13 protein-coding genes and 3 pseudogenes are annotated in these 13,318 nt (G+C 52.0%); 6 read left to right on the forward strand and 10 right to left on the reverse strand.

The features are described from left to right. Positions 1-21 precede the first annotated feature (21 nt). Genes HLB35_RS13170 through HLB35_RS13185 form a run of 4 tightly spaced genes read right to left on the reverse strand, consistent with a single transcriptional unit; the run spans position 22 to position 3,631 of the window. Positions 22-1,353 (reverse strand): GGDEF domain-containing response regulator, encoded by a 1,332-nt coding sequence (locus HLB35_RS13170; RefSeq protein WP_171702926.1) that lies wholly within the window; start codon positions 1,351-1,353, stop codon positions 22-24. A gap of 16 nt (positions 1,354-1,369) precedes the next feature. Continuing rightward, positions 1,370-1,825, reverse strand: a complete 456-nt coding sequence (locus HLB35_RS13175; protein WP_171702927.1) for a response regulator — start codon at positions 1,823-1,825, stop codon at positions 1,370-1,372. After that, positions 1,809-2,492, reverse strand: coding sequence for a sensor histidine kinase (locus HLB35_RS13180; RefSeq protein WP_171702928.1), 684 nt, complete (start codon positions 2,490-2,492; stop codon positions 1,809-1,811). The genes HLB35_RS13175 and HLB35_RS13180 overlap by 17 nt, the downstream gene beginning before the upstream one ends. 17 nt (positions 2,493-2,509) lie before the next feature. Next, positions 2,510-3,631, reverse strand: a complete 1,122-nt coding sequence (locus tag HLB35_RS13185; protein ID WP_171702929.1) for a HAMP domain-containing protein — start codon at positions 3,629-3,631, stop codon at positions 2,510-2,512. A gap of 176 nt (positions 3,632-3,807) precedes the next feature. Between HLB35_RS13185 and HLB35_RS13190 the strand changes: the two genes are divergently transcribed. From HLB35_RS13190 to HLB35_RS13195, 3 genes are all read left to right on the forward strand, one after another. Then, entirely contained in the window at positions 3,808-5,043 is a 1,236-nt protein-coding gene (locus HLB35_RS13190; RefSeq protein ID WP_235937193.1) for an ABC transporter substrate-binding protein, read from the forward strand. A 107-nt stretch (positions 5,044-5,150) separates the two neighbouring features. After that, entirely contained in the window at positions 5,151-6,287 is a 1,137-nt protein-coding gene (locus tag HLB35_RS16600; protein ID WP_216601540.1) for a methyl-accepting chemotaxis protein, read from the forward strand. Continuing rightward, positions 6,284-6,757, forward strand: a complete 474-nt coding sequence (locus tag HLB35_RS13195) for a diguanylate cyclase (RefSeq protein ID WP_235937220.1) — start codon at positions 6,284-6,286, stop codon at positions 6,755-6,757. The genes HLB35_RS16600 and HLB35_RS13195 overlap by 4 nt, the downstream gene beginning before the upstream one ends. A gap of 20 nt (positions 6,758-6,777) precedes the next feature. Here the strand turns inward: HLB35_RS13195 and HLB35_RS13200 are convergent. The 6 genes and pseudogenes from HLB35_RS13200 to HLB35_RS13225 form a co-directional block, all read right to left on the reverse strand. Further along, a pseudogene (locus HLB35_RS13200) lies at positions 6,778-7,676 on the reverse strand (GGDEF domain-containing protein). 146 nt (positions 7,677-7,822) lie between these two features. Next, complete coding sequence (locus HLB35_RS13205) at positions 7,823-8,692, reverse strand: helix-turn-helix transcriptional regulator (protein WP_235937195.1); 870 nt, start codon at positions 8,690-8,692, stop codon at positions 7,823-7,825. 205 nt (positions 8,693-8,897) lie between these two features. Continuing rightward, positions 8,898-9,365 (reverse strand): annotated as a pseudogene (locus HLB35_RS13210) (IclR family transcriptional regulator domain-containing protein); the annotation flags it as partial. A gap of 607 nt (positions 9,366-9,972) precedes the next feature. After that, complete coding sequence (locus HLB35_RS13215) at positions 9,973-10,329, reverse strand: monooxygenase (RefSeq protein ID WP_171702932.1); 357 nt, start codon at positions 10,327-10,329, stop codon at positions 9,973-9,975. 180 nt (positions 10,330-10,509) lie between these two features. Then, positions 10,510-10,725: a helix-turn-helix transcriptional regulator gene (locus tag HLB35_RS13220; RefSeq protein ID WP_171702933.1), complete on the reverse strand. Its 216-nt coding sequence runs from the start codon at positions 10,723-10,725 to the stop codon at positions 10,510-10,512. Between the two features lie 1,136 nt (positions 10,726-11,861). Beyond that, positions 11,862-12,017: pseudogene (locus tag HLB35_RS13225) on the reverse strand (helix-turn-helix transcriptional regulator); the annotation flags it as partial. A 155-nt stretch (positions 12,018-12,172) separates the two neighbouring features. Between HLB35_RS13225 and HLB35_RS13230 the strand changes: the two are divergent. From HLB35_RS13230 to HLB35_RS13240, 3 genes are all read left to right on the forward strand, one after another. Continuing rightward, positions 12,173-12,472 (forward strand): LexA family protein, encoded by a 300-nt coding sequence (locus HLB35_RS13230; protein ID WP_171702935.1) that lies wholly within the window; start codon positions 12,173-12,175, stop codon positions 12,470-12,472. A gap of 105 nt (positions 12,473-12,577) precedes the next feature. Then, positions 12,578-12,730 (forward strand): hypothetical protein, encoded by a 153-nt coding sequence (locus HLB35_RS18975; protein ID WP_422822458.1) that lies wholly within the window; start codon positions 12,578-12,580, stop codon positions 12,728-12,730. 155 nt (positions 12,731-12,885) lie between these two features. Continuing rightward, complete coding sequence (locus tag HLB35_RS13240; RefSeq protein WP_171702936.1) at positions 12,886-13,206, forward strand: EAL domain-containing protein; 321 nt, start codon at positions 12,886-12,888, stop codon at positions 13,204-13,206. The last annotated feature ends 112 nt before the right edge of the window (positions 13,207-13,318 follow it).

Here is a 13,318-nt window from a genome sequence, read left to right on the forward strand (position 1 = left end):
ATATTCTCGGTTAACCCAGGCTTACTCAGAGGCTACAGCGTTTTCATTAACATTATCTGCCTGCTGACATACCCGGTTGCGACCTTTCTGCTTTGCGGTATAAAGCGCGGTATCCGCGCGGGCCAGAGCCCCGTCCGGGCGATTATCAGCGGCGCGTAATTTATCCACCCCGATACTGGTGGTAATGCCAAGGGCTTGGCCGTCGGTGTCCACCTGCATGGCCTCAATGCTGGCGCGGACTTTTTCAGCCACCTGCATGGCTCCTTCTGCTGGCGTATCCGGCAGCAGGATGGCAAATTCTTCACCTCCCAAACGACCAAAGATATCATTTTCGCGCAGTTCATCGGCAATCGTGGTGGCAAAGGCTTTGAGAAGTTCGTCGCCAATCGCATGGCCATAGGTATCGTTGACTTTCTTGAAATGGTCAATATCCAGCATCAATATGCTGGCCGAGTAGTTTTTATGGCGTTTGACTCGGCCATATTCACTGTTCATGGCATTCATGAAGCTGCGCCGGTTGAGCAAGCCAGTCAAGGAGTCATGCATGGCCAGGTCGCGCAGCTGTTCTTCCATGGCCTTGCGTTCGGAAATATCCTGTTGAATGCCCACCATACGCTCCGGCTTGCCGTGGCTATCCCAGCTGACCACATGGCCGGAGGCAAACTGCCAGACCCAATGGCCCTTTTTATGCTGTAAACGGAATTCGCACTGGTAACGTTTAGCCTGGTTCTCAAAGTGTTCGTTGAGGGCTTGATGAAACGCGCTCTGGTCGTCCGGGTGAATCCGTTCCATCCATTGCGAAGCCGAGGCGGGCAGTTCAGGGTCATCCGAATAAAACCCGATATTTTCCAGCAGACGTTCACTGTTGTAATAGCTATCGTCTTTGAGGCTCCATTCCCAGACCCCCAGGTTGCCGCCTTCTATCGCGGCCATCATTAATTCTTCTGACTGCTGCAGGCGGTATTCCAACTGGTGGCGCTCCATGGCATAGCGTATGGCGCGCAGCAGGTTTTCAGCTTTCAGCTGGTTCTTGATCAGATAGTCCTGGGCGCCGGCTTCCAGGGCTTTCAGGGAAAAATCCATGTCATCATGGCCGGTCAGTACCACGATCGGTGTGCCGCGCGCCATGGACTTGCAGCGGGAGACGGTTTCAAGCCCGGTGGAATCTGGCAGGTTAAGGTCAAGCAGGATGACATCTGCGGCGGCATCAAGCGTCTCAAGATGCCGGTTCAATGCCTCCAGGCTTTTGAGCCAGGTAATCTGGTGCTCGCCACCGCTGAATTTGAGGCTATAGCGGATCAGGCCAGCATCGCCGTCTTCATCCTCAATCAAAATAATGTCAAGTGCTTGCATAATAATGTCCTGAAACTCAAGGGGCTGCCCGTTGGACCAGTTCGAACCAATAGATCGCCAGGCGCTGCATATGGTGAGTGAATTCATCCATGCTGGTCGATTTCACCACATAACCAGCGGCACCCTGGGCATAGGATTGGCGAATGTCGCTCTGCGCACTGGAGGTGGTGAGCACAACAACAGGAATCAGACATAGTCGCGGATCAGCCTTGATATGTTCCAGAAACGTAAAGCCATCCATGCGGGGCATGTTAAGGTCAAGCAGAATCAGATCAGGTAGAGGCTGGCTATCATCCAGACGCGCTTCCAGCAGCGCCAGGGCGCTTTCACCGGTTTCGCTGTGCTCAAGGGATATGCCTTGATGCAGGTGCTGGGTGATATCCCTGAAAACCCGCTGGGTGATATAGGCATCGGCCTGATCATCCTCAACCAGGAGAATTCGGTGCTCCCCTTGTCTACGCGCCTCGTGCATGGCTTAAACCTTTTACAAATAAAAGCCTGAAGGTAGTGCCTTCCGGGCTGCTGTCATTAATACTGAGTTCGCCATCCAGTTGGCGCATGATCAGGCGGGCCATGGCAAGCCCCAGGCCAATGCCAGGCTGCTCACTATCGGTCACCAAGCGGGTGAACAGGGAAAATGCCTGATCGTGATGCTTCGGGGCGATGCCTACTCCGTTATCCTGGATGAACACCTGCCAGTGGTCGGGGCGTTCTTCTGCCCATAGCTTAACACAAAGATACTTTTCGGCATGATGATAGCGGCAGGCATTATCCAAAAGTATCTCGAAAAGTTGGTACAGCCGCCGCTGATCCCCGATCACAATCGGTAAAGGGCTGAAGGACACCTTCGCACCCAGCTTTTGGAGGCGGTCTGCCAGCGCTGGTGCGCTCAGCAGTTGGTTGACCAGATCATTGAGGTCGACGGCGGCAAGCTCAGGTGGCATTTGGGTCATCTCCAAATAGTGTCTGGCCCCCTCGACAAGCGTGCTTAACCTGGCTGCCTGAGCGTTGATAAACGCAACGGCCTGGCGATCCTGCGGGTCGTCCAGGCGGGCATGTTCAAGCTGGCTGGAGAACACCATCAGACGCCGAGAAGGTTCCTGAAAGTGATGGGTCATGACCTGAGTTAAGCGCTCCATTTCCTGGGCATAATCTGTCAGGCGTTGCTCACGGTGCTGCAGTTGCTGGCCATCTGGTTCAGGGTCTGGGCCAGGTGATCCAGCTCCCGCACAGAAAAGGTGCTACGGATAGGCTGATGCTGGCCGGCTCCAATAGTGGCAATGCCACGCATCAGTTGATTCAGGGGTGTCAGGATAAGCTGCCGGATACGCCACAGCGACAAAGGCACCATCAGCAAAGCCGTCACCAGCATGGCAATGATCAACCCTTCTCGGGTGATACGCTGTTCCTCATGATACTGGCTGGCTGGATAGTGGAGCAGCGCACCGGGAATAGCGGACTGGCTGGCGAACCCTTGGTATTGCCAGAAACCACTGTCGTTATGCAGTAAAGACGTCGTCTCAAGCATTTGTTGAGGTTGGTCACTATATTGATTCAGAGCATCGGCCTTATTGATCAGGTGAGCCTGAACGCCGCTGGGCAACACCTGCTGGAAAACCGTTTCGCTTAACGCATAGGCCAGAACCAGGGTGCCCAATGCTTGATTCTGCTGGGTTAACGGATGGACATGAATATAGTAAGGAGCACCGTGAATCAAATGGTAGTCGCCGTCTTGATGTTGGACGGCCTGCCAGCCGTCGTTAATTTCGGCCAATAACAGCAGATCGTCACTGTCTGTGTGGCGAGTATGCTGCTGCAGTTTGGCCGTGGCCTGCTCAAAGCTGACAATGCCCTGCTCAAGCCCCTGGCTCCCCTGGCGGGCATAGCTGACCAGCTGGTTATCATGGCTGAATACATAGGCGCTGTTGGCCCGCCCGTTCTGAATTAAGGCTTGCAGATCGTCGGCGATACGCTGTTTTTCGGGGTTGAAGATAATCGCTTGATAGTTTTCCGGGTCTTCAAAGTCGCGGATCAGGCTGAGGGCCGCGAGAACTCTGGCTTGGCTCTCCAGCCACTGGGCTTCTTCGTGTATTTCATGACTGATGTCATTTAGAGTGGTGTTGATCTGCTGAATGCTGGTCGCCAGGGTGCTTTCTGCGGCATCGCGATGATAGGCCAGCAGGTTACGGTCAATCAGGTAGCCGCTGATGGCAAGTGCCATAATGACAATGACCGTCACATAGGCCGGTAGCTTGAAGGCAAGCGAACGAAAAGGCATCAGGCAATAAGCTCCACATCAGCGGGTGTTACCGGCATTCTACCTGCCTGGCAGTGGTTTCTCCTCCTGAAAGGCAGGCGCCTTGGCGGTAGGTGCCTGGATATTGCATTGATGTCTTGTATTCAGGAACTCAAACCCGGCATGATGCAGTACAACAACAATCAGGGAGCATCCTGTTGAAACGTCGCGATGTGCTTAAAGCAGGGGGAGCCGGTTTGCTGTTGGGAACAGCAGGCTTTCCTGCCATTGTGAAAGCACTCAATCGCCCGCCGACCCTGCGCGTTGTGGGCACCCATGTCACGCTTCAGGAACCCATAAGGCGCCGCGCGGAGCAGGATCTGGGGATCAACATCGAGTTTCATCCCGGTGGCAGTGCCGAAGTGCTGCTGAAGGCAGCGACAGACCCAGGTGCCTTTGATCTCTATGAGCAATGGACAAACAGCATTCGCGTACTTTGGCAGGCCAATACCATCCGACCGATAGACACTCGGCGCCTGACCTACTGGAAAGACATCAATAATCTGCCCAAAACCGGCAAGATTTCACCGGCGGCGCGGGTGGGCCAGGGCGATGCACCTCACCGGCTGCTGTATGCCCAGCCGGATGGCACCCTGGGGCACACGCCCACGGACAGAATCAGCTTTCTGCCCTATGCCCATAATGTAGATTCCTTCGGTTACCGCACCGATGTTATTGAAGAGGGCATTCCCTATGAAACCGAAAGCTGGGGGTGGTTACTGGACAAGCAACAGCGTGGCCGGGTGGCGATTATCAATGAACCGAGCATTGGTTTGTTCGATCTGGCGCTAGCCGCCCAGAGCAAAGGCCTGATGCAGTTTGGCGATATCGGTAACATGAGCCGACAGGAAGTCGATCAGCTGTTTGAGATCCTGATTGATTACAAGCGCCAAGGACAGTTTCGCGGTTTCTGGTCATCGGTGCCCCACTCTGTTGATCTTATGGCAAGAAACGAAGTGGATATTTCCAGTATGTTTTCGCCAGCGGCCTTCCGCTTGCGCGGTATGGGGATTCCTTGTGCCTACGCAGCGCCTAAAGAAGGTTACCGAGCCTGGTATGGGGTTATGTGCCTGTCATCTGCTGTCAATTCAGAACGCAAGGAGCTTGCTTACGCCTTTATGAACTGGTGGCTTTCCGGGTGGCCGGGTGCCTTCATTGCCCGGCAGGGCTACTATATTGCTAATCCTCAGCAGGCCAGGCAGTACCTCAATGCGGATGAGTGGAACTTCTGGTATGAAGGCAAACCTGCTGAAAATTCGATACCGGGAACCGATGGGTTAGAAGTCGCAGTGCCCGGCGAAGTGCGCCGGGGAGGAAGTTATCAGACCCGGTTCGAAAGGGTATCGGTCTGGAATACGGTCATGGATACCTATGAATACTCCTTAACCAAATAGAGAGACCTATTGCTGGCATAAAGCGGTTTTCCCATTGGCGTCTGAAAAACAGACTTTTTGCCGGCTTTATGGTGATAGGGCTGGTAGGTGGAGGCTTGGCGCTTTTCATGGGACTGGCCATCAGCAATATCTATGCAGACTTTCGCCGCTTTAATCTGGTGAGCGAACGGGTTGAACTGGGGTATGACCTGTCTACCCAAATGGTGATTCTGCAACGTTTGTCCGAGAAGTTTATACAGGAAGGTGACCGTTTTTCCGCCGATCAGATCGATCTGGCCCTGGAAAAGGCTAACACTGTGCTTGCTATGCTGGAAGACGATGCCAGCGCGCCGATCAGCCAGCGTGCAGGCATCATGGCCGTTCATCTGAATAACTTTCAGGAGGCGTTTGCCGAGGTCAAACGGCAGCGCGAGCGCCAGAACCAGCTGACCAATGAGGCAATTCATGCCCAGGCCGAGCTGCATGGCAATCTGATCGATAACTTTGCTGACAGGGCGCTGGGCGCAGAATCCGCTGCCCTGGTCGAGCGGCTACGCACCTCGCTATTGCAGATAGAAGGCTTTGCCCGCGACTATTTTGATTCACTTGACAATGCCCTGATTCGCCAAATCAGAGGCAATGTACGCCAGTCCCAGGCGTTGATTCGACAGCTTCAGGCGTTGCATCAGGAGGACGCTTTTGCGGGGCTTTTGCCCAGAATGGATGCGTCGATACTCGCTTATCAGGAGGCGATTCTTGAAGCGGTGCAGCGCACGCGGGGTTATCTTTTCCTGGTCAATGTGGTTATGGCGGCGGAAACCTATGAAATTCTCTATCAATCGGAGCGACTGGCCGAAGAGCTGCGCCAGGAAATGCTCGCGATTGAGGAAAGCGTTGACTATAAAAAGCAGCAGGTGTTTGTGCTGGCGCTCATTGGCAGCGTTACAATGCTGCTGCTTATCGTGGGACTCTCTTATGCGTTAGGTCGCAGTATTGCCACGCCGATTGAAAACTTGGCTGGCGTTTTCCGGCGTCTTGCCCGAGGAGAAACGGCGCCCATCAAGCCTGGCCATGAAGCAGGCTACGAGCTTCAGGAGTTATCCAGAGCCTCCGAGGTTTTTCGCGAGAAAATGCCGAAACCCAGCAACTACTGGAAAGGTACCGCGAAATTAGTGAGGAGCTGGAAGAAAAGGTCAAGGAACGCACTCAGGCACTTGAAGAAGCCAACCAGCAGCTGCAGGAGCTTTCCCGCACTGATGGCCTGACGGGCCTTGCCAATCGGCGCTACTTTGAGGAAATTCTGGCACGAGAATGGTTAACCGCACAACGCAATGACCTCAGCCTGACCGTTATCATGCTGGATGTTGATTACTTCAAGGCGTTTAATGATCGCTATGGGCACCAGGTCGGTGATCAAGGCCTGCGAGAAGTGGCGCTGGTGTTAAAACAGCATGCTCGGCGAGGTAACGATATAGCCGCGCGGTATGGCGGAGAAGAGTTCATCATCATTCTTCAGGATAGCGACCAGGCGTCAGGCGCAGCGATTGCTGAACGTATCCGCTATAGCCTGGAGGCGCTTGATATCGCTCATGAAGGCTCCCCAATCAAAAAAGTAACGGCCAGTTTCGGCGTCGCGGCGGGCAAGCCAAGCGAAGGTTTCAACAGTGCTTTTGAGCTGGTCAAAAAGCAGATGACGCCCTCTACCAAGCCAAGCAGACGGGTAGAAACCGTGTAGTAGCTTTGGCCTAGATTGCTTCAAGCGGGAATAGTCCTGTCTTTGCCCAAGAACTTTGCCCTGTATAAGGCGCTGTCGGCGCGCTTGAGTGTCTCTTCATGGCTCTCATCGCTTGATGCCATGGCGGTAACGCCCATGCTGGCCGTCACTGCCACGTCATCCAGCTGAAAACGTTTCAGTTTCTGCCTCAGACAGCGCTGAAGTCGCCTTGCAAACTGGAGGGCATAATCATGCTCCGTATTGGCAAGCACAAAAACAAACTCATCGCCGCCAAAACGGCAGACCGTATCTGTCTTGCGTGATTCTGACGCGCATATGTCAGCGACACTCAATAACATCCGTCGCCCAGATGATGCCCTTGGGTATCATTGACGTGTTTAAGGTTATCCAGATCCATTATAAGAATCGAAGTGGGCACTGAGTGACGTTTGAAAATCTCAAACTGGAAGGTCAGTTCACGCTCCATTTTGCGACGATTATAAAGTCCGGTGAGCTGATCGGTTTCGCCCAGTTCCTTTAACTTTAGCTCATAGCGGCGCCGCTCTGAGATATTGCTGGCAACCCATAAAACAACCGGTTCACCATCCACGCGAAAATCCAGCGCCTGGATACGCGCCTCAAACCATATCGGCTGCGCTGGCCCCTTATCAGGCAAGCCTTTTACGTCATAACCATCAAGTTCGTATTCGGTGATCAGTAGCTGTCTCGATGCCAGCGCCTGCTCAATCTGTGCCAGAAACCAGTCGGCCTTTTCAGGTTTGATGATATCGGCAATCGTTAGCCCCACCAGGCCACTGCCATCATGATAGTAACGGGCATCTCTACCGCCAAAGACAGCCACGTATTTTCCCTGACGTGTCAGCACAAAAGCGGGGTCAGGCAGCGCCTCAAGTACGGCAAATGCCTGCTCGATGCCCATCAGGAAGCCTTCATCCGAACTGCTATAGTCAGTATCCACACTAACCACCTAGATCATTAACCGTAATGAATAGCCAGTGTGCTTCAGGTTTTGAAACAGGACTTCCACTCAGCGCTACATTGGCAAGGTTTATTGATTGCCTGAATTCAGGAACAGCCATCAGCGGCTGCGCGTGCTTCACCGGGCGCGCAGCCAAAGCGGTTTCTGAACGCACGGTAAAACCAGGAGAGGTGATTGAAGCCAGATTGAAAAGCAATCTCGCTGATTGAGCGGCGTCTGGCGTTAGGGTTGGTCAGCATGGCAAAGGCAAGCTGTAGCCGCTGTTCAAGTAGGTAATCCGTAAAGGACGTGCCCTGGCTGCTAAACAGGGCGCGAATATAGCTGGGAGAGACACCATGCCGGGATGCCAGTTGATCCAATGACAGCGATGACCGTGCATGTAGCTTGATATCTGATTTGATGGCTCTCAGGCGTGCGTCTCTTAAACTGCCACGCCGGGCATGCATGGCAGCATCACGCTTGGCCATCAGTGCCAGGCAGGCCAGGTCCAGCATTTGACGGCTATAAGATAGCGTTGACGACACTTCCAGCGCATCCGAGCAAGCGGTCAGCGAGAGCGCAAGGCGGGTCAGGTGATGTAAGGGTTCGCTAGGTGGCAGCAGGTTTTTAGGCAGGTGATCCATCTGCTTGATCAGTGGGCCGAGCTGCGCTCGCGGAAAGGCAATGCTGAGAAAGTTGGTTCTTTCGCCGAAGAAATCAACGCTGCCAGACTGATGATTGAAAACAAGCCGTGCACCGCCTGGTTTCAGCGCCAACGAATCGTGGGACTTCAGATGAGATAGCCAGCCGCCTTCACCGCCAGGGTGAATCAGAAAGGTAATATCATCATTGCCATCAACCACCTGGGGTGACTCGCGTGCTGCCCGCAAGGAGGAGGACGTCACATTAGCAATTGATACCCCAGGTAAAAGCCTGATGCGTGTCTCAACATGCGGTACTTGGTTGCGACGCGTCAATAACGATACCTGTGAGATTGCACTGTAAACCTCCTGTGCAGCCTCCAGACGCTCACTTACAGCGAAGTCACTGGTAGAAAACGCAATAAAAGTCATTGCATGATTGTAGCAGATCAATGTCCAAAGGTTGTAAAGCCGCTACCCGCAGAAAAGAGCGAATAATTTGCGCCGAAGTAGTGAAGGAAATTGTAGCTACGAAGCCACATCAGGAACTGACAGATAACTGTATCTGCCGGGCTTTTTCTTTCAGAAGCGGTAAATAGCTGTCCAGCAGGGTATCCATATCGACTCGGGCGGCATCGGTACTGATGTTCAGAGCACCCAGCAACTTGCCCTCAGTATCGAAGGCGGGAATGGCAATTGAGCGCAGCCCGGAATCGAATTCCTGATCGACAATGGCATAGCCCTGTTGCCGTGCGGTTAAAATGGCCGCTTTCAGGTCGCCACGGCGGTTAAGGGTCTTGTCGGTATACGGCGTCAGTTTCACACCTTCCAGATAATCATCGAGTTCACCATCAGATAACTGGGCTAGCAGTATGCGCCCCATGGAAGTATAGGCCGCCGGCAGCTGAGTCCCTGTTGATAAGGTAATGGCCACCAGCCGGTGGGGAGCTGAAGAGCGGGCAATATAAATTACTTCGTCGCCGTCCAGTACGCCCAGCGACGAGGATTTGAATTCTGGACTGTAACGGCGGCGCTTGCAAGGCGCTTCCAACACGCTTAATTCGGTCATGGGAGTGTCCACTAAGAAATAGGTGGACATCTACCGTCAAGGAAATCGTTGTTCAGCGGAAGGTGTGTTCATCGGTCGCATACCAAAAAGCTGACCAAGCTATGCCTAAACAAGTCTATTTCAGACGGCAGAAACAAAAAAAAGCACCCGTAGGTGCTTGATTTGCTTAATAAGGTGGTGGAGGCGGCGTCCCGTTAAAAATTGTATTAAGGTATTGTTTTATAAAAATATAATTGAGTTGTATTTTTAGTATATGCCCCCATATATGCCCCCTTTTTTGCTGGCTTTTTGACCATGCGGCCTACAGCGTAATTTTTTTGTTTCGGTGCTGTTTTCACCCAATTAATTTTTTGCCCATGCACTATATTCTAGAAATAACTAATATTTTTTGAACTTAACAAGCTTGCATATCAACAACGTTAACGCCACGTTCCGCTTGTGTGCTCTATAACGGAATCCAATCGCCTGTGTGCGTCAATCATTTTAATTAGAAATAAATGATGTATCGAGGTCGCGTTTGCAGAAGTGCAAGCAGATAGGTATGAGTTCAAAGCAGGTTTTGTGCTTTGAACTCAGGTGCACTTTCTTGCTCATAACTAGGATCAGTAGGCCCTTTGTTGATGGTCGAGAGAGCGGTATTCGCATCTAAAATGACTGCTTTGATGCCGGTCACTCCCATTGCTCCTAATCGTGCGGTATGCATCTCGCAATAGGCCTCGGCATTGATACGGGTGTCGAATAGATAGATTCCTCCTGCCAGCTGCTGATCAGCATCCTCTGTCCAGATTTTCCAAATTAAGCCGGGCTCATGATTGATACTTTCTGCCAGGGTTGTCATGGCATTGGTCATCTCTTCACCGAAAGGGCCATTAAAAGGGAAATGAACCTGCAATATGACGGACATGTTGCCTCCTGTGAGAATCATTGATGGTGAGGTATAAGCCTTTTCATCGTGAGGTGAATTATACTTCTAACTGTATATGCACGGGTTACTCTCCGAGTTCAAGCGCAGCTTGCGCTTTAATCCCAGGTAGATGATAAAAATATAGGCACGCCTATCAATGAGACGTGCCAAGTTGTAGTCTTATGCGGCGCTATTTCGCTCCTCGATCCGTTTTTCGATCCATTCGTTGATCTCGCTCTCAACCCACGCGACCGCACGTCCTCCAATCCTTACCGGCTGCGGGAATTGTTGTTGATCCATCAACCTATACAGCGTCGACGTGCTCATGCCGCAACGTTCTAAAACAGTGTTCCGGCGCAGCAGCTGTTGGTACTGGGTTTCATTCGTGTCTGTCATCTGTCCTTCCTATTGTCTGGTATGAAAATTACCTAACAGGAGGAATAAGGTGAGCTGTTTAACTGTTTGCCCTTTTGAAATGTAAAATTATGCGATTTTATGTGTTTTTAAGTTTGGTGCGTCATGTTAGTGCTTGTACTCAACTATCACTTGCTTATTTTGGATAAATAAACGGTCTTTCGAGTGAACTTCTCGATGCAGTTGTCTGTCTCTTTATTAGCCGTGACGAGTAAACACCTTCACCTTGCCCCTGCTATCCAACGCGGTGCTTGCAGGGCCAACATACGTGTGTGCAGAAGGGTCTCCATGACCGGTAATGGCATCCACCATGGTGATCTGTTGGTGGTAGATCGCAGCTTAGAGGCCTTGCTCGGGGGGCGTAATTGCCGTGGACGGAGATCTGACCGTCAAACGGCTTAAGCTGTTAGGCTAGCGCGCCTATCTGAAAGCCAACAATCCGGCTTATCGGCTCATCCCACTCCTAAGCGGCAGGTCGCAGGTTCGAATCCTGCCAGGGACGCCAGTAAAATCAATGTGTTAGTTTCTCTTCTTATTTTCAAAATATTAGATTTTCCCTCGGGTTCCCCTAGTTTTGCAAGCACTGGAATGGCCTACTGGCGTCTAGTCAGGGGCTTTTTCTCGGCGCATCAGTCGCCTGTGATGGTGGATTTCCCAACACCACATGAAGTTATTTGACTCTCAAGAATGTTACGATCAGCAGATTCTTTATTGATGATTGATCGGATAGTATTCGTGCTCAAGGTGACTGCCTTGATACCACTCATCGCCGCTTTGAGTTGGATAAAATCGATGCCGATCAGGCCTGTTGGCACCTGCGGCCATACAGCTTCTAACTGTTTTTCCTGTTAAGCAAGCGGATCTTCCTGATCAGGGTTCAGTTAGATCGCCTGGCGTGGTGTCCAGTTACGGGTGGCACGATGCCACTGCCCTGGGAGTACCCAAGTCAATGACTGTTGACTTTTGGGTGCGCGTGTCGAGTAGATAGATGCCGGCTGCCTAATCAATACGCAGCAGGTGTCCTCCGAGCTCAAATCGCAGTTTTCACTTTGAACCCAGGTAGCTAATAAAGACTGAGGCACACCCATCAATGAAAAGGTGTGCCTGGTTTTATGGTTTTACGCGGCGTTATCTCGCTCCTCGATCCGGGCTGCAATCCATTCATTTATCTCGCTCTCTACCCATGCAACCGCGCGTCCTCCAATTCGAACAGGTGGCGGAAACCGCTTTTGATCCATGAGCCGATAAAGCGTTGATGTGCTCATGCCGCAGCGCTCTAAAACCGTATTTCTAGAAGTTGTGCACGTTGATTTTCATTCGTTTCCATCACCATCATCCTCTTGCCTGATATAAAAAAATTGGCTAACAGGAGGAATAAGGTGGGTGTTAAAGTCATTTGCCCTTTAAGAATGTAAAATAATAAATCTTTATGTATTATAATGCTAATATTGCTGATGTGCTTTTAAACGAGACAAAGCTATTAGCGAACCGCAGCCTGGGGGTCTTGCCTGGGCGTGTGATAGTGATTGCCGTGGATGGTGATCTGACCGTCAAGCGGCTGGAGCTGGTTGGGCTGCGCGCCTACCTGAGGGCCAGCAACCCGGCGTATCGGCCCATCCCGCTTGAAGAGTGTGAGTCCCACGTCTGGGGCGTGGCGACATATGTGCTACAAGTGCTATATCGCTATGGTGGCATTGGTGGATTGCAACAACTTCTATGTCTCCTGTGAGCGGGTTTTCAACCCGGCGCTGGAGGGGCGCCCGGTGGGGGGCTGTCCAATAATGAAGGTTGTATTGTCGCCCGCTCCAATGAGCTGAAGGCGCTGGGCGTTGCGATGGGTACTACCTGGCACCTGCTGTCGCCGGGCTTGCGCCGTCAGGTGATCCTGCTGTCGAGCAACTACGCGCTATATGGGGATATGTCGCATCGGGTGACGGAAGTGCTGTCCAGATTTTCGCCACATATCGAGGTGATCTGTTGGTGGTAGATCGCAGCTTAGAGGCCTTGCTCGGGGGCGTAATTACCGTGGACGGAGATCTGACCGTCAAATGCTTAAGATGTTAGGCTAGCGCGCCGATTACCGAGCGTGTGTTTCCGGACGACCCGGAGCTTGCTCGTTAATAGTTAGAGGTATTACGGACGTTGGGTGTTGGCATTTCAATCGATGATTTCGGCACCGGCTACTCATCCCTGACCTACCTGAAATATCTCCCGGTTTCTGAGTTGAAAGTTGATCAGTCGTTTGTCGGCGGTCTGCCTGATGATGAAGCAGATGCAGCGTTGGTGACCAACACCTTGTCAGCTGCTCACCATTTACATCCTCGCACAGTGGTCGAAGGAGTCGAGACGGCTGAACAAGCCAAATATTTTGCTCCATTTTCTGATGTTCTCTTGCAAGGCTACTTCTATGATCGGCCCTCCTGTGTCGAGCACTGGATGGAAAAATGGGTAAAAAGTAGATAGCCGATGTTCATTGTGTTTTCACTAACCGCCAGGTCATCTTTTCTGTAGGCTAACTCTCACAATCCGTGCGCTATTCAGTTATTGTATAGGGAATGTACAGATCGGATGGATC

It is taken from the genome of Vreelandella azerica (assembly GCF_013112225.1).
GTDB lineage: Bacteria > Pseudomonadota > Gammaproteobacteria > Pseudomonadales > Halomonadaceae > Vreelandella > Vreelandella azerica.

Bases quoted from the DNA above. Each gene is read 5' to 3' on its own strand.
- HLB35_RS13170 (WP_171702926.1), bottom strand. From the start codon at position 1,353: ATGCAAGCACTTGACATTATTTTGATTGAGGATGAAGACGGCGATGCT.
- HLB35_RS13175 (WP_171702927.1), bottom strand. From the start codon at position 1,825: ATGCACGAGGCGCGTAGACAAGGGGAGCACCGAATTCTCCTGGTTGAG.
- HLB35_RS13180 (WP_171702928.1), bottom strand. From the start codon at position 2,492: ATGGAGCGCTTAACTCAGGTCATGACCCATCACTTTCAGGAACCTTCT.
- HLB35_RS13185 (WP_171702929.1), bottom strand. From the start codon at position 3,631: ATGCCTTTTCGTTCGCTTGCCTTCAAGCTACCGGCCTATGTGACGGTC.
- HLB35_RS16600 (WP_216601540.1), top strand. From the start codon at position 5,151: ATGGGACTGGCCATCAGCAATATCTATGCAGACTTTCGCCGCTTTAAT.
- HLB35_RS13215 (WP_171702932.1), bottom strand. From the start codon at position 10,329: ATGTCCGTCATATTGCAGGTTCATTTCCCTTTTAATGGCCCTTTCGGT.
- HLB35_RS13220 (WP_171702933.1), bottom strand. From the start codon at position 10,725: ATGACAGACACGAATGAAACCCAGTACCAACAGCTGCTGCGCCGGAAC.
- HLB35_RS13230 (WP_171702935.1), top strand. From the start codon at position 12,173: ATGTATTATAATGCTAATATTGCTGATGTGCTTTTAAACGAGACAAAG.
- HLB35_RS18975 (WP_422822458.1), top strand. From the start codon at position 12,578: ATGGGTACTACCTGGCACCTGCTGTCGCCGGGCTTGCGCCGTCAGGTG.